Raw genomic sequence first — 21085 nt, forward strand, 5'->3', positions numbered from 1 at the left:
CTCCTTACACTCTGATATCGACGCCGCCGAGGACGCCGGATGCGCGGCCGTAGGAGCGGCCCGCCGCGGCGGCGGGGACGCTGTCTTCCTCGCTGACGATCAAATGGTGTGCGCTTGGATTCTGCTGGCCGCTGTTGTTCTGGCCCGACTGCGACTGGTCGCGCAGGCTGAATTGCAGTCCGCTGTTGCCGGTCGACAGGCCGGCATTGTCGAGCGCGCGTTGCAGCTGGTTGGCGTCCTGACGCAGCATCGACAGCGTCTCGGGACGCTCGACGGTGAGATGGGAGGTCACCTGGCCGTTGCGGTCGACGTCGATGCGGACGTCGATGCGGCCGAGCTCGGCCGGATCGAGCCGGATCTCGAAGCGGCTCTTGCCGCTGTTGGCAGAGGCTGCGATCTGCATCGCAAGCCCGCTCAGCGGCACGGCGGCGGTTTGCGCGGCGGTGGTGACGGTCAATTGCGACGCCGCGGCCGGCGTCGTTTGCGCGGTCGGCAGCTGCGGCTGGAAGTTGTTCGCGGCCTGCGCGGCGGCATCGGGCGTGTTGAGCGCAGTCTGCGCGGACGGGTGGCTGCTCGCGGACGGCACCGGCGCTGCGGCGGCGTTGCCGCCGGCATCAGGCTTGATGGCATCGGCGGCACCGTCAGCGGCCTTCGCCTTGCCGGCAACGGCGGCCGGCTGTGCGGCTGCGGGAACGATCGTCGTTGGCGCCGGCGCGGCGGTGTTGCCGGATCGTGTTGTGCTGTCCGGATCGGCTGTGGTGACGGCACCGTCCTTGGCTACGGCTGGTGCGGCTTGCGTGGTCGCCTTGGCGGGACGAATCCCGGTGGTGACGGCCGCCGCGAGCGTTGCATTGGAACTTGCGGTCGCCGTGCCCTGAGCTGTTGCCTGCTCTTTGGTCTCTCCGGTTTCCGCGGACGCTGCCGGATCGGCGCCGACCACGACTTGCGCTCCGGTCTTGACGCCGGCGGCATTGGCGATGCCGGTGGCGTTCGCGGTGGCGGCCGTCGCGGTTGCGGTGTCAGTGCCTGCAGGAGCTGCAGTGCCGGTGATCGCCGTGCTCGCGGCAATCGCTGCGGCCGCGATCGCCAGTGGCGCAGTGGGCTTGTCGGACGAAGCGGCGGTTGTCGCCGGGTCGGTCGGCGCAGTGGCAACGGGAAGCGGTACGGCCGTCGCAGCTGCCGTCACATTGGACGTGGCTGGATTGGCCGGATCCTGCGCCGCGTCGGTTGGCGCCGCCGCAGACTTGCTATCCGTGGATTGGGCATCGCCGGCCGATTTCGGATCGTCCGGCTTCGCTTTGGACCTGCTCTTGCGCGGCCCGTCGCTGTCGCCATCGACCTTGCCGTCATCTCGTGGGCCGGCGGAGTCCCGCGCTGTCCGGCCGGAGGTCGTCGTGTCGTCTCGCGAGCGCGCGTCGGCCGCCGACGCGGAATCGTCGGATCGGCGCGAGGGCGCCGGCGGCGTGTCGTACGGGCGATTGTCGGTCTTGGCCGGCGTATTGTTGTCGATTAGCGACGCAAAGCTGTCGTTCCCCGCCGCCGCACCGGGTTCCGGCCGGCTCGAACGCGAGGGAGCGCCCTGAAAAGACAAACCTGCCGATGCTTCCGACGTAACGCTGACCACAGCCGACCTCGCGATGAAACTTCCGGCCAAAGGTCAGCAAGGAGCGGGCCAATCATTGTGCGGAATAATATTAAATAATTTCAGATGCTTAGATCGATGATCCTGGCGCAAGGAAGGGTTCCCGGCGGTCTCCTTTTTGCCCGGCGGCAAGATTTGCCGTCCGCGGCGGGCAGTTGGCCGTCTCCGGCTGATTGCCTCCCCGGAATGCGGCCTATATTAAAGAGAGTCTGCAATGCGTCCCCGAACCGGCCTTTCCGGCCTTGGATGCGTTCCAGGGCTCTCTGAACAAAGGCTTTTTCACATTCCGTTGCGGAGCGCGAAAAGCTCGCCGCGACAACGACCGATGACCCCTTAAGATGCTCAACACTCTGGATCTCGAAGGCCGCCCTGAGGATACGAGGATCGTCGTCGCCATGTCCGGCGGCGTCGACTCGTCGGTCACGGCTGCGTTGTTGAAGTCGCAGGGCTACGACGTGGTCGGCATCACGCTGCAGCTCTACGACCATGGCGCCGCGACGCATCGCAAGGGCGCCTGCTGCGCCGGCCGCGACATCCACGACGCGCGCAATGTTGCCGAGCGGATCGGCATCCCGCATTACGTGCTCGACTATGAAAGCCGCTTCCGGGAATCGGTGATCGACAATTTCGCCGACAGCTACGCGCTCGGCGAGACGCCGGTGCCGTGCATCGAATGCAACCGCTCGGTCAAGTTCCGCGATCTGCTCGCGACCGCGCGCGAGCTCGGCGCTCAGGCGCTCGCCACCGGCCACTATGTCGCTTCGCGCCGGCTCGGCGACGGATCGCGCGCGCTGGTCTGCGCGGCGGATGCCGACCGTGACCAGAGCTATTTCCTGTTCGCGACGACGCGCGAGCAGCTCGGCTTCCTGCGCTTCCCGCTCGGCGACATGACCAAGCCGGAGACCCGCGAGCTGGCGCGGCGCTTCGGCCTCGAGGTCGCCGACAAGCAGGACAGCCAGGACATCTGCTTCGTGCCGACCGGCCGCTACACCGACATCATCGGACGGCTGAAGCCGAATGCGATCGCACCCGGCGACATCGTCGATCTCGACGGCAAGGTGATCGGCCAGCACCGGGGCATCGTTCATTTCACCGTCGGCCAGCGCAAGGGGCTCGGCATCGCCTCCGGCAGTCCGCTCTATGTGGTGAAGCTGGATGCGGCGACGCGCCGTGTCGTGGTCGGGCCGCGCGAGGCGCTGCGCATGGACCGCATCGCGCTGCGCGACGTCAACTGGATCGGCGACGGCGTGTTGGATCGCGTGATCGGCGACGGCATCGAGATGCATGTCCGCGTCCGCTCGACGCGCGCGCCGCAGCCGGCGTGGCTGCGCGCCGCCGATGGCGGCTATGAGGTCGAACTCATCGCCGGCGAGGAGGGCGTTTCGCCCGGCCAGGCCTGCGTGTTCTACGATGCGCCCTCCGGGCAGGCGCGGGTGCTCGGCGGCGGATTCATCAAGAGTGCGAGCGCAAGCCGCGTGGGGCGGGCTGCGCCGTGTGATGCGCTGGAAGCCGTGCGGGGATAGAGGCATCGGGGCAGGGGATGGCTGGGGACATCGACCGCGAGGGGGTCGAAAAGGCATATGGCCGCTGGGCGCCGATCTACGATCTGGTGTTCGGCAAGGTGTTCGATCAGGGCCGGCAGTCGACCATCGCGGAGGCCGACCGGATCGGCGGGCGCGTGCTCGATGTCGGCGTCGGTACCGGGCTGTCGCTGTCGGAATATGCGCGCACGACGAAACTCTGCGGCGTCGATATATCCGAGCCGATGCTGCGGCGGGCCCAGCAGCGCGTGCGGGCGCTCGGTCTTTCCAATGTCGAGACGCTGGCGGTGATGGACGCCAAGAACCTCGCCTTTCCGGACGCGTTCTTTGATGCCGTGGTCGCGCAATATGTGATCACCGCGGTGCCCGATCCCGAGGCCACGCTCGACGATTTTGTTCGCGTGCTGAAGCCCGGCGGCGAGCTGATCCTGGTCAATCACATCGGTGCCGAAAGCGGTCCGCGGCGCATCTTCGAACTCGCCTTCGCGCCGCTGGCGCGGCGGCTCGGCTGGCGGCCGGAATTTCCGTGGGCACGGCTGACCGATTGGGCCGCGAAGCATGGCGGCGTCAGCCTTGCAGAACGGCGGCCGATGCCGCCGATGGGGCATTTCTCGCTGATCCGCTTCCGCAAATCGTGAGCTTGCGACGATTCTGACCGGGAACATCGGCGAGCCGTCGCGGTTTTCTCCTCATGAGGACAAACCGAACACTCGCTTTATCCTGCGCGCTGATGCTGGCGCCGGTTGCAGCGTTCGCCCAGGCGCCGCCGACGCCCGCGACTCCGCCGGCCCAGACCGCGCCGCCATCGCCGATGCATGCCGCCGCCAACGATTGTGTGCCGATGCAGCAGCAGCCGGCGCATCCGGATGCCAAGCCGCCGGAGGGAACCACCACCGGCCAGAGCTCGCAGCCGCTGGGCGACAAGCTCGCCAAATCGGACGGCGTGCTGTGCCCGCCGACCGGCGTCGATCCCGAGATGCGGGCGCCGACCCCGGAAGGCGGCACCACCCCGGTGATCCCGCCGCCCGGCAGCCCCGGCGGCGACCAGTCGGTCCGGCCGAAATAGCACCGCTGTCCAATACGTTGCGGGCGGGGCCGGGTTTGCTTGACAGGCCCGGCGCCCGCTCTTTATATGCCGCGCATTCGCGCCCGCGGCATCGCCGCCGGCCGCGACGCCGTGGCGGGGTAGCTCAGCTGGTTAGAGCACGGGAATCATAATCCTGGGGTCGGGGGTTCGAGTCCCTCCCCCGCTACCACCTTTCCCCACACTCCTTTGACCTGGTTTGGATAGGCCTTTTCCCCGAGCAGGGCATTTAGCCGGCCTGCTATCTCCACGGCTACTCCAGCTGGGCGTCCTGGATCACGGAACACAGTGACGGTCTCACCAGGTCCCTGATGGCTTCTGCGCCCTCTCCGTCGCCCGCACTGACAGCTTTACCCAGTGCTCCTTCAAGCCGACCGACCAGAAGCCCGGCGGCTCGACCCGGATGCTGTTCTCGCATGCCCAGAACACGCTGGTTGGGAATGCATTCGCCTTCGCGGAGATGCTCATGACGCAGCCGATGATGGTCGTGGTCGGCAAGAAGGTGGGAGCGCTCGGCGCCTATCGCGACGGCATGGAAATCTACTGGCGTTCGGCTGCCTCGAAGGACCGGCAATTGGTCGAGTTGGATGGATGGTCCCACTACGATCTCTATGACAAGCCGGAGCCGGTCGCGCAGGCGCTCGCCAAGCTCATTCCATCTCTCAGGCAGCATCTCGGCACTAGCGCAACGCGGCCGAACAAGCCCGATCCCAAAGCGGCGTCGACCCTCGCTGAGAGATGCTCAGGGCAAATCTCGCTGAGCGCTGCCAAGCGTGGTTCATGCCCTGCGCCGAGCCGACCATCGGCAAACGGTGTGAGCCGGTTTGTCGAATCTATTCAGAGTTCAACGTGATCTCCTGTCGCGCCCGATCGCGCAAAAGCACACGCTGGACCTTGCCGGAGGCGGTCATTGGCAAGGCATCCACAGGCACCACATAGTGCGGAATCTTGAAGCTGGCGATCTTCCCCTTACAGCGGGCCTTCACGTCCTCGAGCGAGCATTCTGTGCCTGGCTTGAGCACAACGTAAGCGCAAGGGACTTCAATTAGCCTTGGATCGGGGACGCCCACGACGGCGACCTGCTCGATCGCGGGTACTAGAGCCATCAGTTCAGTTTCCAGCGCGGCAGGCGACACGTTCTCCCCACCAACTTTGAGCATTTCCTTGTATCGCCCCAGGAACTGGAGAAAACCGTCAGGCCGCTTGAAACCGCGATCGCCAGTAAGTAGCCATCCGTCGCGGTTGATCGCCGCCGCAGTCGCCTCCGGATCGCGGAAATAGCCGCGCATCACCGTGTAACCGCGTACGGCGATCTCACCCTCGATGCCATTAGGGCGCTCCTCGCCGGTCGCCGGATCGAGGATTTTGAACTCCAGGCCGGACGATGGGCGGCCGGACGTCGTGCAGCGCTGTTCCTCGGTGTCGTCGAGTGAGCTCAGGAACACGTAGCAGCCGGCTTCCGACATGCCCCAGCCTGACGCGGTCGGGCATATGGCTTTCTGAACCAGCGCGGCGACGGCGTTGGAATTCTCCATACCCGCAGGCAGCGAACCGAAACGCAGGCTGGAAAGATCGGCCTTCAGATGCTGCTGCGCGCGCATGATGTCGGCATAGTGCGTTTCGAAGCCATGCAGGCCTGTGATGCGCTCCTTCTCGATCAGCCGCACCGCGAGCTCGGGATCCCATGTATCCATCACCACCTGACGGGCTCCTGCGTGCATGCAGCCGAACACCGTCTCGGACATGCCGTAGAGGTGGAACATCGGCAGGAAGTTGAGGACGGTGGTTCCCTCCTGCAAGGGCCAAATGTCGTAGCGCTCGCAAATGTTGCGTAACAGCGAGTGATCGTGCATCACGCCTTTCGGATTGCCCGTGGTGCCCGACGTGAACACGATGAGCGCGATGTCCTCGACCTTCACGCTCGCCGCGACCTCTTCGAGCCGTTCGCTGGTGACCCGCTCGGCGTCGTCGAGGAAACGCTCCCAGGACAGCGGTCCCTGATCAGCGGTGTCGCTCATGACGACGATGTCCATCAGGTGCGGAAAGCCAGCCGTCTTATCAAATCGTTCGCCGTCGAAGTCCGGGATCACGGCCTTCAGCATCTCGACATATTCGACCGGGCCGGAGCGTTCGACGACAAACAGCAATTTGCACTCGGCAAGTTTGAGCGCATAGGCCACGTCATGTTGCCGGTAACGGGTGTTCATGGGGGCCGCGATGGCGCCGATCCGCAGGGTTGCGTAGAGCGCGATCGTGAATTCGATACGGTTCGTCACCCACAGGCCGACGACGTCTCCCTTGCGGATGCCGCGTGCCAGCAGCGCACGCGCCGCACGGTCGATCTCATCGTTGAGTTCGCCGAAGGTCAGTTGCGCATCCCGAAAGCAGATCGCGACCTCGCCGCGCCAGCGATCGGCGGCGATCCGCGGCAAGTCGCCGAATCTTGATGCGGTTGCAGACATCACGTTTTGCTCCCTCGCAGTTTTTATGCATCCGGTGCCAACGTCGGCCAACCACAACCTCGCTGCGTCAGCGCACCGGATTGCGTGAAAAGTTGCTCCTGCGCTTGCAGAAGCCAGACGGTCGATAATACCGGAGAGTTGATAATATATACTACAAAGTATATCAAGCCAAGACACCGAAGAAGCCCAACCGTCGAGAAGAATGATGAGTGAAATCAATGAAATCGAGGCCAGTCCCTTGACTGAAGAAGCCACGCTGGATCGCCTCCTGCGTCGGCGTCACTCGTGCCGCGGCTTCTTGCCGAAACCGGTGCCGGATGCGGTGATCGGACGGATCGTCGAGATCGCGCAGCGCACGGCCTCCTGATGCAACGCCCAGCCTTGGTAAATCGAGATCACACGTGGAGAAGCGACCGAAGCGTTTCGCAGACTGATGCTGGCTCACGTCGAGGACCAGCCCGTGACCGATTTCTGGCCCAAGGCTTATGAGGGGGTCTACGGCGACCGCCGCCGCTCCTGCGGATTTGCGCTGTACCAGAGCGTCGGCGTCGCGCGCGGTGACAAGGACGGCTACCGGCGTCAGATGGCCGAAAATTACCGCTTCTTCGGCGCGCCGCACGTCGCGATCATTTCCTCCGACGCCGGTCTTTCCACCTACGGCGCCATCGATTGCGGCGGCTTCGTCGCCAATTTCCTCAATGCCGCGACGGCGCTCGGCGTCGCCACGATCCCGCAGGCGGCATTGACGGTCAGATCTGATCTGGTCAGGGAGCATTTCGGTTTGCTTGCGAACCGGCGGATCGTATGCGCGATTTCGTTCGGCTACGCAGATCCATCCCATCCCGCCAACGGCTTCCGGACTGACCGCGCGCCGCTTTCGGAGGTCGTCCGCTTCCACGATGGCCGGTAAGCCGATTGGTGATGGCGTCCAAGGCGCGGGTATTGACGTGGACGGCGGACAGTTCGGGGATTGGCGCCTACCAATTGGATGAGAACGGGACCTCGACGTCCAGCAAGGGCGCGTATTGTTGCGCGCCGAACGTATCCCGTTCGGCGGTCGTGCCCTGGCCCCAGTTGCGGCGCAGGGTCATCTTGAAGGCGAGGGCCGGGTCGAAAAACATGAACGCCACGACGTCGCTGACGTCGACATTGTAGGTCTTCGCCAGGCCTTCCCTGTTCAGGGCGCCGCTTGCCTTGACCTTCTCATAGACGCTTTGATCGTCGAAGATGACGTCGAAGGTCAGCTCGAAGGGACCGGAGTTCTTGCTGCGAATGACCTTGGCAAGCTTTCGCAAGGGGACGGTGTTCACGGCTATGTCTCCGTATAGCGGATGGGGAAGAAGTCGGCCGGAGCGTCGATGTCCATCAGGTGATAGATCGAGAACTCGCAGACCGGACCGATCGGATTTTCGGGTGGATTGAGCGGAATGGCGAAGTTGCCGGACGTTGCGAGTTGGCCGGGATACGGCATGTGCAGCACGTCGATCCGCACCGCGCTGCAAATCGCGTTGGCCAGATCCTGGTTGGGGGCTGTCACCTCGCCGAGCAGGCCGACTTCATGCGGCACGACTTCCTTGAGCGGCTCCAATGCACCCATCACGGCGTTCCTGCCGTAGACATGAAATGCAAGGCTGGCGGTGCCGTCGCCAAGCTGCTCGAAAATTGCTTCCGCTCGTTGCCTCACGCGGGCAAGGAAATCGTCGACTTGGCCGATGAGGATTGGGTCTCTGATTCCGCCGATGAAGATCGTTCGATGACCGATCACGGCCGCCCCCTCCAGCTTCACGGTGTAGGGGTTGGACGGGTCGAACGCGCCGCCGCTGACCCGGACGCGCCGATCGTCGAGCGGTTCGTAGCGCGCGCCTGCGAGATTGAGGACGCCGCCGGGACCCGGCAGCAGATCCGGCCTGGTCTTCTCGTAAAGGGTATGGGCTGCGACCGACGCCGGCGTGCAGCACTCGACGGGATTCATCGGCTCGAGATCGAAGCTGTCCTTGCGGACGGTCGCGAGGATGACCCGGCCCTTCGGCTCCGCGCAGTTGGCGCCGCACTCGACGATCTTGCCCATGTGCCAGTAGACACCGGGATCGACGCCATTGACCATGCAAAGCGCGGCATGCGGTGCGGGGTCGTAGGATCGGCCGCTCACGATGATGTCGATGTCCGGCCGCTCGCGGAGGACCTTCGCAAACGGTTCGGCGCCCATCTGCGCCACGATGTTGGTCGCCTTGTCGATCGCTTCATGGGTGAGGCTGTGAACCGGTCCGCATCCTTTGATCCGGCCCTCATCCAGGCGGCTGTGGACGATCGTCCTGTCGACATTGGCGTAGATCGCTGCGATCCTGAAATGGTAGCTTCGGCTTCGCGAGATATCGCGGATCGTCTCGATCATGTCGTCGACATGCTGGTCGATTCCCGGACCGCCGGCAGAACTGATCATCAAACGGATCTTGCGCTCGGCGGCCGCGCGCAGCATCAGGGAGAGATCACGGCGATATGCTTCGGGTGTCACCAGCGTCTTGCTCATTCCAAGCAGATAAGGGCCGGGATCGGTCGAGCCGGAATCCACGATGATGGCGTCGGGATCGCGATCGACCCCGCGCCAGAAGTGCGCCTCGGGTATGCCGTAGCCGAGCATGCCGATCGGCGTCAGGATCTTCAGCTCCTTGGTCATGCGCGCCTCCGCTCGGCGGTCGCGCGGCGCGCGTCGACCGTGGGCCGGGCGATGCCGAGCGTTTCACGCAAGGTGGAGCCGGGATACTCCTTGCGGTAGAGACCGCGCCGCTGCAGCTCGGGCACCACCAGCCGGGCGAAGTCCTCGTATGAACCGGGCACGCAGGTTGCCGATATCACGAAGCCGTCGCAGGCCGTGCCGAACCATTCCTCCATCTGGTCGGCGACTTGCTTCGCCGTTCCCGCGAAGGTCGGCCCTTCGTGGATGGTGCCGCGGCCCGAAGCCTCGACGAAATCGCGAACCGAGGGATTCTTCTTGCCCGACACCTCGATCACCTTGTCTCTCAGGCTGTGCCAGGACACGGCGGCGAGTTCCTCATCGGTGAACGGCTCGTCATAGGGGCGCGTCGAGAAGTCGACATTGAGAACCTCGCAGAGCAGCGCAAGGGCGTCGATCGGCTTCGCGAGCGCTTCGGTCAAGGCGAGCTGTTCTTGTGCCTGCGCGGCCGTTTCGCCGACGATGACCTTGATCGCGGGCGCGATCTTGACCTGCGCGGGATCACGGCCTGCTTTCTCGATAGCAGCCGTCAGCGACGCATATTGTTTGCGGCCGGCCTCCAGGTTCGCGTAAGACGCGAACACCAGCTCCGCCCAGCGTGCAGCAAAGGCGGTGCCGCGGCCGCTCTGGCCCGCCTGAAGCAGAACCGGATGGCCCTGCGGCGATCGCGGCACCGGCAGCGGCCCCTTGGAGCGGAAGTAGCGTCCCTTGTGATCGAGCCGATGGACCTTATCGGGATCCGCGAAGCGCCCGTCGGACTTGTCGACGATCAGCGCGTCATCTTCCCAACTGTCCCAGTGCCCCTTCACCACTTCGAGAAACTCGTCGGCGCGATCGTAGCGGAGATCATGCGCGAGGTGTTCCTCATACCCGAAGTTCTCCGCTTCGGAGTCGTTCAGCGAGGTCACGATGTTCCAGGCCACGCGTCCGCCGGTCATCAGGTCGAGGGTCCCGAACAGGCGTGCGACGTGAAAGGGTTGGTAGTAGGTCGTCGAGTAGGTGGCACCGAGCCCGAGGCGCCTGGTGACCGCGGCCATCGTCATGAGCACCGTGCTCGGATCGAGCTTGACGCACCGCACGCCGTTGGCGACCGTCTCGCGGTGGTCATTGCCGTAGATGTCGGGCATGGCGAGCCGGTCGTCAAAGAACGCCATGTCGAACTTCGCATCCTCCAGCGTGCGCGCAATGCGCTGAAAGTAATGCGGCGTGAGGAAGTCGGACATCGAGGACGGATGGCGCCAGGAGCCGACATAATTCGAGCAGTTCTGTGCCTGCATGAATGCGATGAGGCTCATCTGCCGTGAACGGTGCGTCATGTCTGCGACTTGTCCTTCCTGACTTGTTGAGGGCGGTGTCCCGGTGCGGTCGCGGACGCGTCCGTGCGCGTCATCGCGATCGATGCGCGGCGAAGCGGTCGGGCGGCAGCCGCGACGCGGCATGGCCATCAGGCTAGGACTTGCAGCGTCGGCCGACAAATCGCGGCAGGCAATGGACTTATAGGGAGCCGCTATAGATATTCGCGACGTCGCGGTGACACGGCTAGGCGAGCGCGCTTTGCCATCCTGCATCCGGGCGCTTGATCGCGCTGCGCAGGAAATCCCGGAATTTGCGCGCTGCTGGAGAAAGCTCGTGGTTTTCGGCGGTCACGATGCCGAACGTTCGAACGAACTGGCAGTCCTTGAGTGGCACGACGCCGATTGCAGGGAGAAAGTCGGCAGGAATCAGAGTCCGTGGGTGAATGCAGACGCCGATACCGGCCGCGGTCATTGCCAGCATGGTCATGACGTTGGAGACGCCGACCGCCTCGGGCGCCAATCGGACGTTCAAGCCACGCTTCGTTGCCTCGTCCACGATAAACTGGCGCAGCGCCACATGCGTGTCGGGACTCAGCAGGGGATAGGCCAACACTTCCGCCAGTGTCGGCTGGCTCCTGGCGAGAAGCGGGTGGTTGCGCGGCGTGACCACGACGCATTCGTCCGAGGTGAGGGTTTCGAATTGCAGGCCCGATGTCGGCTCGGCGAGCACCATCACGGCCATGTCGCAGCGTCCCTCGCGGACGGCGCTGATCGCTCCCGCAGGACTGCTGTCGAGCAGGCGGACGGTGCTTTGCGGGTCGCGGTCGGTAAACGCCTTGACGATCGGAGGCAAGGCGATGGTCGCCACCATCATCGTCGCCGCCACCTCGACCTGGTTGCGCCTGGCTTCGGCGGTCGCGTTGAAGTCCTGGCAAAGAAGCCTGAGATCGTGAAGGGTCGCGGAGGCCTGCTTGTACAATCGGTTGCCGTCGGCAGTAAGGGCTACGCTCCTCGTGTTGCGCAGCAGCAGCCGCACACCCAGTTTCTCCTCGAGACGGCGAACTCTGTTGCTGACGGACGGCTGCGACAGGTTGAGCTGCTTGGCCGCGTGACTGAACCCTCCGAGATCTGCCACGACAAGGAACGTCTCGAGATCCTCGAGCGAGATATCGAAGCGCTGTTTCACGGAAGCCGAAGAGCTGGTCATGCGGCACTTATATAATCACGAGCTATAGGACGATAGCCACCGATCATTTGATAACAGCCCAACGCCGACCCAGTCTACCGGCTCTGGATAGACCAAAATTCGGTGGAGGGAACGGGCGCTCATGCAGAAGCAGGTATTTGCAGGCTGGTGCGCGGCAGTGTCACTGAGCCTTGTCGTTGCGAGCGGCGCGGCGAAGGCGGAGCAAGGCTACGACGTCGGCGTCACCGACAAGGAAATCAAGATCGGCAGCTTCATGCCCTATAGCGGACCGGCATCGTCATACAGCGTGATCGGTCTGACCGAGGCGGCCTACTTCAGGAAAATCAACGATGAAGGCGGCATCAACGGCCGCAAGATCAATTTCATCAGCTACGACGATGCCTTCAGCCCGCCGAAAACCGTCGAGCAGGCGCGCAAACTGGTCGAGAGCGACGAGGTGTTCTTTCTGTTCAACCCGCTGGGGACCGCGTCCAATTCGGCGGTCCAGAAATATCTGAACGCGAAGAAGGTCCCGCAACTGCTGGTCGGGTCCGGTGCGACGAAGTGGGGCGACCCCAAGCATTTCCCGTGGACCATGGGCTGGCAGCCGAGCTACCAGAGCGAGGCGCGGATCTACGCTAAATTCATTCTGGACCAGCATCCGAACGGCAAGATCGCGGTCATTGCCATCAACGATGATGCCGGCAAGGATTGGGTCAAGGGATTGCGGGATGGTCTCGGCGACAAGGCCGCGATGATCGTGGCCGAGACGAAATTCGAATCGACCGATCCGACCGTAGATTCGCAGATCGTCGCGCTAAAGGCGTCGGGGGCTGACGTGTTCGTCGGCTTCCTCTCGCCGAAGACCGCGGCGCAGGCGATCCGGAAGGTCGCCGAAATCGGTTGGAAGCCGACCTTCATCCTGAACAATCCGTCGACCTCGGTCGGGGCGATCCTCAAGCCCGCGGGTCTTGAGAACGCCAGGGACATTATCTCGACGGCCTATACGAAGGATCCTACGGACAAGATCTGGAGCGACGACCCCGGCATGAAGGCGTGGGTCGCCTTCATGGACAGCTACATGCCCGAGGGCGACAAGACCAACGCCAACACCGTATATGGCTATTCGGCCGCGCAGCTCGTGGTGGAGATCCTCAGGCGCTGTGGAAACGATTTGACGCGCACCAATCTCATGAAGCAGGCCGCAAGCCTCGATCACGTCAAGTTGGACATGCTGCTGCCGGGGATCGAGGTCACGACTGCGCCGAACGATTTCTATCCGATCGAGCAGATGCAGCTTATGAGATTCGACGGTGAATCCTGGCATACATTCGGAGATGTCATGCAGGGTGAGGTGGGCCGCTGACATCGCCGTCGCGGCTCAGCACGCGCGCCGTGCGTGCTGAGCCGCAATCCTCCTGTCCTATGTGGTGCAATCGTCGAGGACGGGGCAACGTGCATATTTGCCGCCATGAAAGGCGAGCGGGCGCCGGTCTGAACAGGATATCCGTTCGACCCGCCCGAGGAATACGATATGATCGCCGCCCGGATAGGCCGCAACCTTGGCGCATTCAAGCCGTGCCACGCAGCCGGCGAGCAGCGGGATGTCGCCGATTCCGTCGGTGTGCAGGACGTCGTCGAACTTGTCGTCCCTGGACCGGGCGAAATGGTTGGAGATGGCGATCTGATCCTCGGCCAGAATATGAACGGCGAAATGGTCGCTGCCGCAAAACGCTGGATGGCTTTTCGAGGTGACCGCCTGGCTCCAGAGCACCAGCGGCGGATCGAGCGACACCGAGCTGAAAGAGTTAGCGGTGACACCATGTGGCTTGCCGGCCGGATCACGGGTCGTCACCACAGTGACGCCGGTGACGAAGGCGCCCAATGCGGCACGAAAGTCGTTGCTGGTGAAATGTGCGTTCAAGGTTCGAATATCTCCCAAAGACGTGTCCCGGTTCGAGAGATTAGGCGACGGCCGCGCAACATCAAATTTGCAAAGGCTATGGAGAGATTAGTTGCGGGCATGAATGGCACTCGGCCCGCGACGGACTGCCGAACCCATAGCACCAGGCTATCGATCCATTTCGAAAGAGCATTTGTCGCTGGTGCTGGTGCGATGCTCTATCCGAGAGGTGGGGCGCGGCATCGGCGCACGGGTAGGGAGGTGAGAGATGAATATTTCGGCGGGCATGCAGCAGGCGCGCGCCCATCTCACCGAGTCGGGCAGGCTCGCAGCCTTCGCCCTCGGTCTGCGCCTGGAAGATGTGCCCGCGGACGTGCTGGTGCTGGCCAAGGAGCACCTTCTCGATGCTTTCGGCATCGCGCTGGCGTCGACGGGCTTCGATTTCGGCAAGGCAATTCTCGCGGGCGCGAGGGAATTGGGGGAGGGAGCAGGTGCCACGGCAATTGGAAGCGGGGTCCGATTGCCGGCGCCGTCGGCTGCGCTGGTCAACGGCGTGCTGGCGCATGGTCTCGACTTCGACGACACCCACATCGGGGCGATCTATCACGCGACCGCGCCGGCCCTTGCGGCGGTGCTGGCCGCCGGCGAAGCCAATGACGCGAGCGGGGAGGCGGTGCTGCTGGCCCTTGTCAGCGCACTCGAAATCGGCTGCCGCCTTGCCACCGTGGGCGCCGGAGCGTTTCACGATCGCTCGTTCCATCCGACGTCGCTCTGCGGCACCTTTGCTGCGGCGGTCGCCGCCGGACGGTTGTCCGGCCTCGACCATCAGCACCTGGTCTGGGCGCTCGGGCTCTGCGGAAGCCAGGCCGCCGGAATTCTCGAACAGGGCGGCTCCTGGCTGAAGAGGCTGCATCCGGGGTGGGCGGCCCACAGCGCGCTCGCGGCGGTCGCAATGGCCAAGGCGGGATTTACCGGACCAGCAACAGTGTTTGAGGGGGCGCGGGGCTTCTATTATTCGCATATCGACCGGATCCCGACAGGGAGCGAACTTCCGTCCCATGCGCTCGGCGCCGTCTGGCAGTCGCGGGGCATTGCGTTGAAACCCTATCCCTGCTGTCATTTCATTCACGCCTTCGTCGATGCGGCGCTCGAGCTCAGGGGCCGTTTCGCACTGGATGACGTCGAACGGATCGAATGCCCGCTGACGCCGCAACTTCACAAGATGGTCGCCGAACCGCGCGCCAGGTGCATCTATCCGTCCAATCCCTATGAAGCGCTCTTCAGCGTCCAGTATGTGGTCGCTCTGGCGCTGGTGCGTGGCCGCGTCGACCTTGCCGCGTTTCACGACGATCCGCTGGACGCGCCGGACATAACCGTCATTGCCGAGAAAACCTGGTGCGTCGACGATCCCGAAAGTGACTATCCGGGCCATTTCCCGGGTGAAGTCATCGTCTATCTGAAAGACGGACGCAAGTTCGGCTGTCGAAAGCCGAGCAGTCTCGGAACGATCGACGTCCCGCTGTCGCGTGAAGCGCTTCTAGCGAAATTCGCGAAAAACGCGACGCGCGTGATCTCGGGCGCGGCCGCCGACCGGATCGCGGAGTTCGTACTCGATATCGAGAAGCGCTCCTCGATCAGAGAACTGCTCGCCATCGGTCGGGTAGGGCACGAGTCTTGATTGATGAATGACACGACGACGGTGCTGCGTACTAGGCCGCGGCACCAAAATTCATGTGGTTCGCACGCCTGGTTGGAATCCATCGCGGGCGCTTCGGCGATCGTCTGGCTTGAAGGGATGAATAATGGCTGCCTCGGTATTCGCGAATGATCAATCCAGCCGCCCGACGGTGTTCGGACGAATCTTTCCGCCGGACAACGACTGGCTTGCGCGCGCGCCGAAAGAGGACACCCTGCTGCCCGACCTGCCGATCATCGACACCCATCATCATCTTTGGGATCTCCCGAATTTCCGGTATCTGTTTGAAGAGTTCCTCGCGGATGCCATGACCGGGCACAAGCTGATCGGTACGGTATTTGCGGACTGCTTCGCCATGTATCGCGCCGACGGCCCCGTCCATATGCGTCCCGTCGGTGAGACGGAATTTGCCCTCGGCGTAGCCGCCATGAGCGCAAGCGGATGCTACGGGCCTGCGCGCGTCGCAGCCGGAATGTTCGGGGCAGCAGATCTGAATCTTGGATCTGCCATCGAAGAGGTGCTGCAGGCTCACATCGCAGCCGGCAATGGGCGATTCAAGGGTATCCGCTTCGCCACGACCTGGGACGCGAGCGAGGACGTCATCAGCAGCAATCCCGGCACCCGGGCGCATATGCTGCTCGAGCCGAAGATCCGGCAGGCGCTGCGAAAGCTCGCCGATCTGAAGCTGTCATATGACGCCTGGGTCTACTTCACTCAACTCGATGAACTGGCGAACACGGCTAGCGCGTTGCCGGATCTGCTGATCATCATGGATCACTGCGGCGGCCCTCTCGGCTACGGACCTTACGCGCGCAACAAGGAGGAGAATTTTGCGCGATGGCGTGCCGGGATCCGGGAGGTGGCGCGACATCCGAACGTTTTCTGCAAGCTTGGCGGCGTGCTCGGGCGCGGTGCAGCCTTTGACTACATCCATGCAGAGCGTCCGCCGACGTCGGAGCACCTGGCGGCGCTATGGCGTCCGTGGTTTGAAACCTGCATCGAGGCGTTCGGCGCTGAGCGCTGCATGTTCGAGAGCAACTTTCCGGTCGATAAGATGGGTGTCAGCTACGCCACCTTGTGGAACACCTTCAAGCGGATCTGTGCCGGGGCATCCGACACGGAGCTCAAGTGGCTCTTCGCAGGCACCGCGCGCCGTGCCTACCGGCTCGAGTCCGAATTTCCAGCGATTTGAGCGGGTGATTGACGCGAAAGCCGACCGCCGGCGCGCGATGCCCGTTTTCCGGCAATCGGCATTATGGGGACAAAAGCCGGCGCTTGCCTCGGAATACTAAACAGTATAAATTAGTATCAATAGGTATGATGTGTGGCGGATTACGTCGCCCTGCTGGGAGGAGACAAGATGGAAGCCGATCAGGCCTTTCAGGATCGTCCACGTGACTGGATGCAGCATTCGCGCCTGGTCGGGCTCGTTGCGCTCGTTGTCGGAGCGGGGAGCGGTATCGGCGAGGAATCGGCGCGTGTCATCGCGGCCAACGGCGGCAAGGTCGTCGTCGCCGACATTCGCGGGGACGCGGCGAACGACGTCGCCGCGGCGATCGTTGCCGCGGGAGGAGACGCAACATCCGTGTCGATGGATGTCGCCAATCAGGCAGACATCGACGCCGCGGTCGCAAGGGCCATCGAGGCCTACGGCCGGCTCGACATCGTGGTCAACGCCGCTGCGGTGGTGAAAGGCGGCCCGATCGAGACCTGTGATCTCGCCGACTGGACGCTTTCTTTCCGCGTCAACGTCGAGGGTGCGATCATGCTGGCGCGGACGTGCCTGCCGCATTTGCGCGGGAGCCCGCATGCCTCGATCGTCCAGATTGCCTCATTGTCCGGGATGGGCGCTTATCCAAATGGCGGCGCCTACGGCACGACCAAGGCGGCCTTGATCGCGCTGACCAAGACGATGGCGATGGAGTGGGTCAAGGACGGCGTTCGCGTGAACATCGTCAGCCCCGGCACCGTCGAAACGCCCTTAATGCGCGCGGTGTTGACCCCCGAGGTCGTCGAGCAGCGCGCGGCGCGCATCCCGATGGGGCGGCTGGGGCGGCCGTCCGAGCTCGCAGACACCATCGTCTTTCTGGCCTCGCCGATGGCCTCCTTCATCACCGGACAGAACCTCAATTGCGACGGCGGGCTTTCCCAGGCGCTGATGGTGCAGAAGTTCAATCCGGATTTGTGACGCTTTCCGGCAGAAGGAGAGACCAAGCCAGCGCGGCATCTGTCGCCACGCCGGCTAACTTTGTGCGACGACTATTGGGGGAAACATGCGCATAATTGTTAGATTTTTCGCAGCCGTGGGCGTTTCTTTGCTGGCGCATCAAGCTGCGGCTGAGGAGCCGCCGCTGAAAATCGGCGTGCTCGAGGACATGTCGGGCGTTTATGCCGACGCGACGGGAATGGGCTCTGTCGTTTCCGCGCAGTTGGCCGCTGAAGATTTTGGTGCCGTGCTCGGCCGCAAGGTGGAAATCGTCTACGCCGACACGGTGAGCAAGCCAGACACCGCTGTGGCAATCGCCAAGCGCTGGATCGACCTCGACGGCGTCGAGATGGTCACGGGGACCGGAAGCTCCGCGGTCGGGCTTGCGGCGCGAACCGTCCTCAGCGCGCGGGGGAAGATCGACATCGTGACCACCGGCGGGTCGAGCGATCTGACCGGAAAGGCCTGCTCGCCGACCTCGTTCCACTGGGTCTTCGATACCTACGCGCTCGCAAAGACGATCGGCGCTGCGACGGTGAAGTCGGGCGCCGATACCTTCTTCACCATTGCAACCGACAACGCTTTCGGCACGGCGATGACGCGCGACGGCATTCAGTTCGGTATTGCGGCCGGCGGAAAGTCGCTCGGCGAGGTTCGCGTGCCGATCAACACGGCCGACTACAGTTCCTTCATCCTGCGGGCGCAATCGACCCACGCGAAGGCCATTCTGCTCGGGCTCGCCGGCCAGGACATCGTCAATTTCATCAAGCAGGCGGACGAATTCAATGTGGTCGGCGGGGGACAGAAGCTAGCCTCGTTCGTCACCTACGCGACCGATGTCCACGCGCTCGGCCTGAAGGTCACCCAGGGCTTGCTGTTGTCCGAAGCCTTCTATTGGGACCTGAACGACGAGACGCGCGCTTTTGCAAAACGATATTTCGAGCGCCAGAAGCGGATGCCGAACAGCATCCAGGCCGGCGCCTACAGTGCGGTGAAGCATTATCTCACGGCGGTGAAGGCCGCCGGAACTGCGGATGGCAAGGTCGTCGCGGCCAAGATGCGCGAGCTGCCGGTCAACGACTTCATGACCGCAAATGGAAAGGTTCGGGAGGATGGCCGGCTGCTGCGCGATTTCTATCTCTTCCAGGTGAAATCGCCGGCGGAATCGACCGGTGAGTGGGACATGCTGAAGGTCGTTCAGAAGCTGACCGGCGAGGAGGCGTTCCGGCCGCTGGCCGACAGCGCTTGTCCGCTTGTCAGGAAATGAGGACGCCGATCCATGTCGAGACATGCCCGGTTCAGGCAACTCATCGATCAAGGGTTTACGACGGTCGGATGCTATGACGTGCTCACGGCGCGCATGACCGAAAACGCCGGTTATCCGGCGGTGTATCTCGGTGGATTTGCCTACGAGCTCTCCGGTATCGGCGCCCCCGACATGGGCCTCATGAGCCTGCCGGAGCTCTCGCACACGATATCGCGGATCGCCTCGGTCACGACGGTTCCGATCTTCTGCGACATCGACACCGGATTCGGTGGTCCGAACAATATCTGGCGGACCGTGCAGGATCTGGAGCGCGCGGGGGCCTCGGGCGTCCAGATCGAGGATCAGGTGTTCCCAAAACTTTGCCCGGTGCTTCCGGGCAAGTCGCTCGTTTCGGTCGAGGAGGGTGCCGCGCGCATCAGGACCGCCGCCGCGGCGCGTGCAAGCAAGGACTTCGTCAATATCGCGCGGACCGATGCGGACATCGTGTCCGTCGACGAGTTGATCGCGCGGTCGAACGCCTATCTTGCGGCGGGCGCCGACGTCGTGCTGCCGATGATGCTGGTCTACGACGGCAAGCCGCATACCGAGGCGGATCCGTCCGTTATTCTCGATCAATATCGCCGGCTCGTCCGCGAGATCCGCGGGCCGGTCATGTGCCTCGATTCCGTTCCCGGCTCCTCGCTGCAAGACATGCAGAAGCTCGGCTGCAAGATCGTGCTCTCGCCGACCTCGGCGATCCAAGCCGCATTTGATGCCGTGGGACGATTGCTTCGGGTTTCGCGCGAAACCGGCCGCCCCGAGGCCTACTTCCACGAGCGGGGAGCCTCGCTCGATCGGCTCGAAATCATGCAGGCCGTTGGCGTCGAGAGCTACGTTGCGCGCGACACCGCCTTCAAGGCGTCGCCGACATAGCAGGGCCTTTGCTCCGATCGCTACCTGAGCGCGCCGCGGCCGCGCATGCCATCGATCTCGTCGGGTGAGTAGCCGAACTCGGCGAGGATCTCGCCGCCATTGGCGCCGGCCGCCAGCGGCGGACGGACCTGCGGCGCCGGCGTGCGTTCGAAACGCGGCGCAGGCGCAGCCTGCAGCACGCCCCCGCTGCCGCGAAAGACGGTGCCGCGGTCCATCAGATGAGGATGGTGTTCGGACTCGGCGATTGTCAGCACCGGCGACACGCAGGCGTCGGAGCCGTCGAAGACATCGGCCCATTCATCCCGGGTTCGCGTCTTGAAGGCCGCCGCGAAGCGTTCGGTCTGTTCGCGCCACGTGCTGCGATCGTTCTGCGCCTCCGCCGGCTGCTCCGGCAGTCCAAGCTTCGCGCAGAGCTCGGCGTAGAATTGCGGCTCGATCGGCCCGACCGCCATCGCCTTGCCGTCCGCGGTCTCGTAGCAGCGATAGAATGGCGCGCCGCCGTCGAGCAGGTTCGCCTCGCGCTGTTCGGACCAGTCGTGCCGGGCGTGAAACATGTAGAACACCGACATCATGGCCGCGACGCCGTCCACCATCGCGGCATCGACGACTTGTCCGCGCCCGGAACTCTGCCGCTCCACCAGCGCGGCGAGAATGCCGAAGATCAGGAACATGGTGCCGCCGCCATAGTCGCCGACGAAGTTGAGCGGGGGCACCGGAGGGTCGCCGCGCCGTCCGATCGAGTTCAGGCTGCCTGATAGCGAGATGTAGTTGAGGTCGTGGCCGGCCATCGACGCCCAGGGGCCGTCCTGTCCCCAGCCGGTCATGCGCGCGTAGACCAGGAGTGGATTGGCGGCGCACATCTCGGTGGGGCCAAGGCCCAGCCGCTCCATCACGCCGGGACGAAAGCCCTCGATCACGACATCCGCGCGCGCGATCAGGCGTTTGCAGGCCTCGCGCCCTTCGGCCTGCTTCAGGTCGAGCGCGATCGAGCGTTTGTTGCGGCGATTGATATCGGTGGGGTCGGCCTTGCCTGGCGCGCGATCGACGCAGATCACCTCGGCGCCGAGGTCGGCGAGCAACTGCCCGGCTAGCGGCGCCGGACCGAGGCCGGCCATCTCGACGATACGAATGCCCGCGAGGGGGCCGGCGCTTGCCATGAT

General features: G+C 63.9%; 18 protein-coding genes, 1 tRNA gene and 1 pseudogene. 12 read left to right on the top strand and 8 right to left on the bottom strand.

The genetic code is table 11. From position 1 onward, the window contains the following. Positions 1-4: 4 nt before the first annotated feature. Positions 5-1591, bottom strand: coding sequence for a flagellar hook-length control protein FliK (locus tag J6500_RS14920; RefSeq protein WP_225713458.1), 1587 nt, complete (start codon positions 1589-1591; stop codon positions 5-7). Positions 1592-1980: 389 nt separating this feature from the next. Here J6500_RS14920 and mnmA point away from each other — a divergent pair, with 389 nt between their 5' ends. The 5 genes from mnmA (at position 1981) to J6500_RS32210 (ending at position 5120) form a co-directional block, all read left to right on the top strand. Further along, a complete protein-coding gene (gene mnmA / locus J6500_RS14925; protein WP_225713459.1) occupies positions 1981-3165 on the top strand; it encodes a tRNA 2-thiouridine(34) synthase MnmA in 1185 nt (394 codons plus the stop codon). 17 nt (positions 3166-3182) lie between these two features. After that, the gene (locus tag J6500_RS14930; RefSeq protein WP_225713460.1) at positions 3183-3821 is read left to right on the top strand and encodes a class I SAM-dependent methyltransferase; all 639 of its coding nucleotides are present in this window, start codon (positions 3183-3185) and stop codon (positions 3819-3821) included. A gap of 53 nt (positions 3822-3874) precedes the next feature. Beyond that, positions 3875-4249, top strand: a complete 375-nt coding sequence (locus tag J6500_RS14935; RefSeq protein ID WP_225713461.1) for a hypothetical protein — start codon at positions 3875-3877, stop codon at positions 4247-4249. A 113-nt stretch (positions 4250-4362) separates the two neighbouring features. Beyond that, positions 4363-4439, top strand: a tRNA-Met gene (locus J6500_RS14940). Positions 4440-4733: 294 nt separating this feature from the next. Continuing rightward, positions 4734-5120 carry an alpha/beta hydrolase family protein gene (locus J6500_RS32210; protein WP_376707805.1) on the top strand — a complete coding sequence of 129 codons (387 nt, stop codon included), beginning with the start codon at positions 4734-4736 and terminating at the stop codon, positions 5118-5120. On the opposite strand, the gene J6500_RS14950 is transcribed toward J6500_RS32210, so the two are convergent. Beyond that, positions 5101-6729, bottom strand: coding sequence for a class I adenylate-forming enzyme family protein (locus J6500_RS14950; RefSeq protein WP_225713490.1), 1629 nt, complete (start codon positions 6727-6729; stop codon positions 5101-5103). The two genes, J6500_RS32210 and J6500_RS14950, sit on opposite strands and share 20 nt — an antisense overlap. A gap of 268 nt (positions 6730-6997) precedes the next feature. Here J6500_RS14950 and J6500_RS14955 point away from each other — a divergent pair. Continuing rightward, positions 6998-7639: pseudogene (locus J6500_RS14955) on the top strand (nitroreductase). A 67-nt stretch (positions 7640-7706) separates the two neighbouring features. On the opposite strand, the gene J6500_RS14960 reads toward J6500_RS14955, so the two are convergent. From J6500_RS14960 to J6500_RS14975, 4 genes are all read right to left on the bottom strand, one after another. After that, the gene (locus J6500_RS14960; RefSeq protein WP_225713462.1) at positions 7707-8039 is read right to left on the bottom strand and encodes a DUF4387 domain-containing protein; all 333 of its coding nucleotides are present in this window, start codon (positions 8037-8039) and stop codon (positions 7707-7709) included. Between the two features lie 2 nt (positions 8040-8041). Beyond that, on the bottom strand, positions 8042-9403 hold the full coding sequence (locus tag J6500_RS14965) for an acyclic terpene utilization AtuA family protein (protein WP_225713463.1): 1362 nt from the start codon (positions 9401-9403) through the stop codon (positions 8042-8044). Beyond that, positions 9400-10755: an LLM class flavin-dependent oxidoreductase gene (locus J6500_RS14970; protein ID WP_225713491.1), complete on the bottom strand. Its 1356-nt coding sequence runs from the start codon at positions 10753-10755 to the stop codon at positions 9400-9402. The genes J6500_RS14965 and J6500_RS14970 overlap by 4 nt, the downstream gene beginning before the upstream one ends. A 244-nt stretch (positions 10756-10999) precedes the next feature. Further along, positions 11000-11962 carry a LysR family transcriptional regulator gene (locus J6500_RS14975; RefSeq protein WP_225713464.1) on the bottom strand — a complete coding sequence of 321 codons (963 nt, stop codon included), beginning with the start codon at positions 11960-11962 and terminating at the stop codon, positions 11000-11002. Between the two features lie 121 nt (positions 11963-12083). On the opposite strand from J6500_RS14975, the gene J6500_RS14980 reads away from it, so the two are divergent. Further along, a complete protein-coding gene (locus J6500_RS14980) occupies positions 12084-13307 on the top strand; it encodes an ABC transporter substrate-binding protein (protein WP_225713465.1) in 1224 nt (407 codons plus the stop codon). Positions 13308-13364: 57 nt separating this feature from the next. Here J6500_RS14980 and J6500_RS14985 read toward each other — a convergent pair whose 3' ends face one another. Further along, on the bottom strand, positions 13365-13826 hold the full coding sequence (locus J6500_RS14985; protein ID WP_225713466.1) for a flavin reductase family protein: 462 nt from the start codon (positions 13824-13826) through the stop codon (positions 13365-13367). Positions 13827-14112: 286 nt separating this feature from the next. Here J6500_RS14985 and J6500_RS14990 point away from each other — a divergent pair, with 286 nt between their 5' ends. The 5 genes from J6500_RS14990 (at position 14113) to J6500_RS15010 (ending at position 19925) form a co-directional block, all read left to right on the top strand. Then, positions 14113-15522, top strand: a complete 1410-nt coding sequence (locus J6500_RS14990; RefSeq protein ID WP_225713467.1) for an MmgE/PrpD family protein — start codon at positions 14113-14115, stop codon at positions 15520-15522. 124 nt (positions 15523-15646) lie between these two features. Further along, complete coding sequence (locus J6500_RS14995) at positions 15647-16732, top strand: amidohydrolase family protein (protein ID WP_225713468.1); 1086 nt, start codon at positions 15647-15649, stop codon at positions 16730-16732. Positions 16733-16900: 168 nt separating this feature from the next. Beyond that, the gene (locus tag J6500_RS15000) at positions 16901-17728 is read left to right on the top strand and encodes an SDR family NAD(P)-dependent oxidoreductase (RefSeq protein ID WP_225713469.1); all 828 of its coding nucleotides are present in this window, start codon (positions 16901-16903) and stop codon (positions 17726-17728) included. 115 nt (positions 17729-17843) lie between these two features. Next, positions 17844-19013, top strand: a complete 1170-nt coding sequence (locus tag J6500_RS15005) for an ABC transporter substrate-binding protein (RefSeq protein WP_312018216.1) — start codon at positions 17844-17846, stop codon at positions 19011-19013. 12 nt (positions 19014-19025) lie between these two features. Further along, positions 19026-19925 carry an isocitrate lyase/PEP mutase family protein gene (locus J6500_RS15010; RefSeq protein WP_225713471.1) on the top strand — a complete coding sequence of 300 codons (900 nt, stop codon included), beginning with the start codon at positions 19026-19028 and terminating at the stop codon, positions 19923-19925. 20 nt (positions 19926-19945) lie between these two features. On the opposite strand, the gene J6500_RS15015 is transcribed toward J6500_RS15010, so the two are convergent. Beyond that, a complete protein-coding gene (locus tag J6500_RS15015) occupies positions 19946-21082 on the bottom strand; it encodes a CaiB/BaiF CoA transferase family protein (RefSeq protein ID WP_225713472.1) in 1137 nt (378 codons plus the stop codon). Positions 21083-21085 lie beyond the last annotated feature (3 nt).

The sequence above is a fragment of the Bradyrhizobium semiaridum genome (assembly GCF_020329505.1).
GTDB classification, from domain to species: domain Bacteria; phylum Pseudomonadota; class Alphaproteobacteria; order Rhizobiales; family Xanthobacteraceae; genus Bradyrhizobium; species Bradyrhizobium semiaridum.

Bases quoted from the DNA above. Each gene is read 5' to 3' on its own strand.
- mnmA (WP_225713459.1), top strand. From the start codon at position 1,981: ATGCTCAACACTCTGGATCTCGAAGGCCGCCCTGAGGATACGAGGATC.
- J6500_RS14930 (WP_225713460.1), top strand. From the start codon at position 3,183: ATGGCTGGGGACATCGACCGCGAGGGGGTCGAAAAGGCATATGGCCGC.
- J6500_RS14935 (WP_225713461.1), top strand. From the start codon at position 3,875: ATGAGGACAAACCGAACACTCGCTTTATCCTGCGCGCTGATGCTGGCG.
- J6500_RS32210 (WP_376707805.1), top strand. From the start codon at position 4,734: ATGACGCAGCCGATGATGGTCGTGGTCGGCAAGAAGGTGGGAGCGCTC.
- J6500_RS14950 (WP_225713490.1), bottom strand. From the start codon at position 6,729: ATGTCTGCAACCGCATCAAGATTCGGCGACTTGCCGCGGATCGCCGCC.
- J6500_RS14965 (WP_225713463.1), bottom strand. From the start codon at position 9,403: ATGACCAAGGAGCTGAAGATCCTGACGCCGATCGGCATGCTCGGCTAC.
- J6500_RS14970 (WP_225713491.1), bottom strand. From the start codon at position 10,755: ATGAGCCTCATCGCATTCATGCAGGCACAGAACTGCTCGAATTATGTC.
- J6500_RS14975 (WP_225713464.1), bottom strand. From the start codon at position 11,962: ATGACCAGCTCTTCGGCTTCCGTGAAACAGCGCTTCGATATCTCGCTC.
- J6500_RS14980 (WP_225713465.1), top strand. From the start codon at position 12,084: ATGCAGAAGCAGGTATTTGCAGGCTGGTGCGCGGCAGTGTCACTGAGC.
- J6500_RS14990 (WP_225713467.1), top strand. From the start codon at position 14,113: ATGAATATTTCGGCGGGCATGCAGCAGGCGCGCGCCCATCTCACCGAG.
- J6500_RS14995 (WP_225713468.1), top strand. From the start codon at position 15,647: ATGGCTGCCTCGGTATTCGCGAATGATCAATCCAGCCGCCCGACGGTG.
- J6500_RS15000 (WP_225713469.1), top strand. From the start codon at position 16,901: ATGGAAGCCGATCAGGCCTTTCAGGATCGTCCACGTGACTGGATGCAG.
- J6500_RS15010 (WP_225713471.1), top strand. From the start codon at position 19,026: ATGTCGAGACATGCCCGGTTCAGGCAACTCATCGATCAAGGGTTTACG.
- J6500_RS15015 (WP_225713472.1), bottom strand. From the start codon at position 21,082: ATGGCAAGCGCCGGCCCCCTCGCGGGCATTCGTATCGTCGAGATGGCC.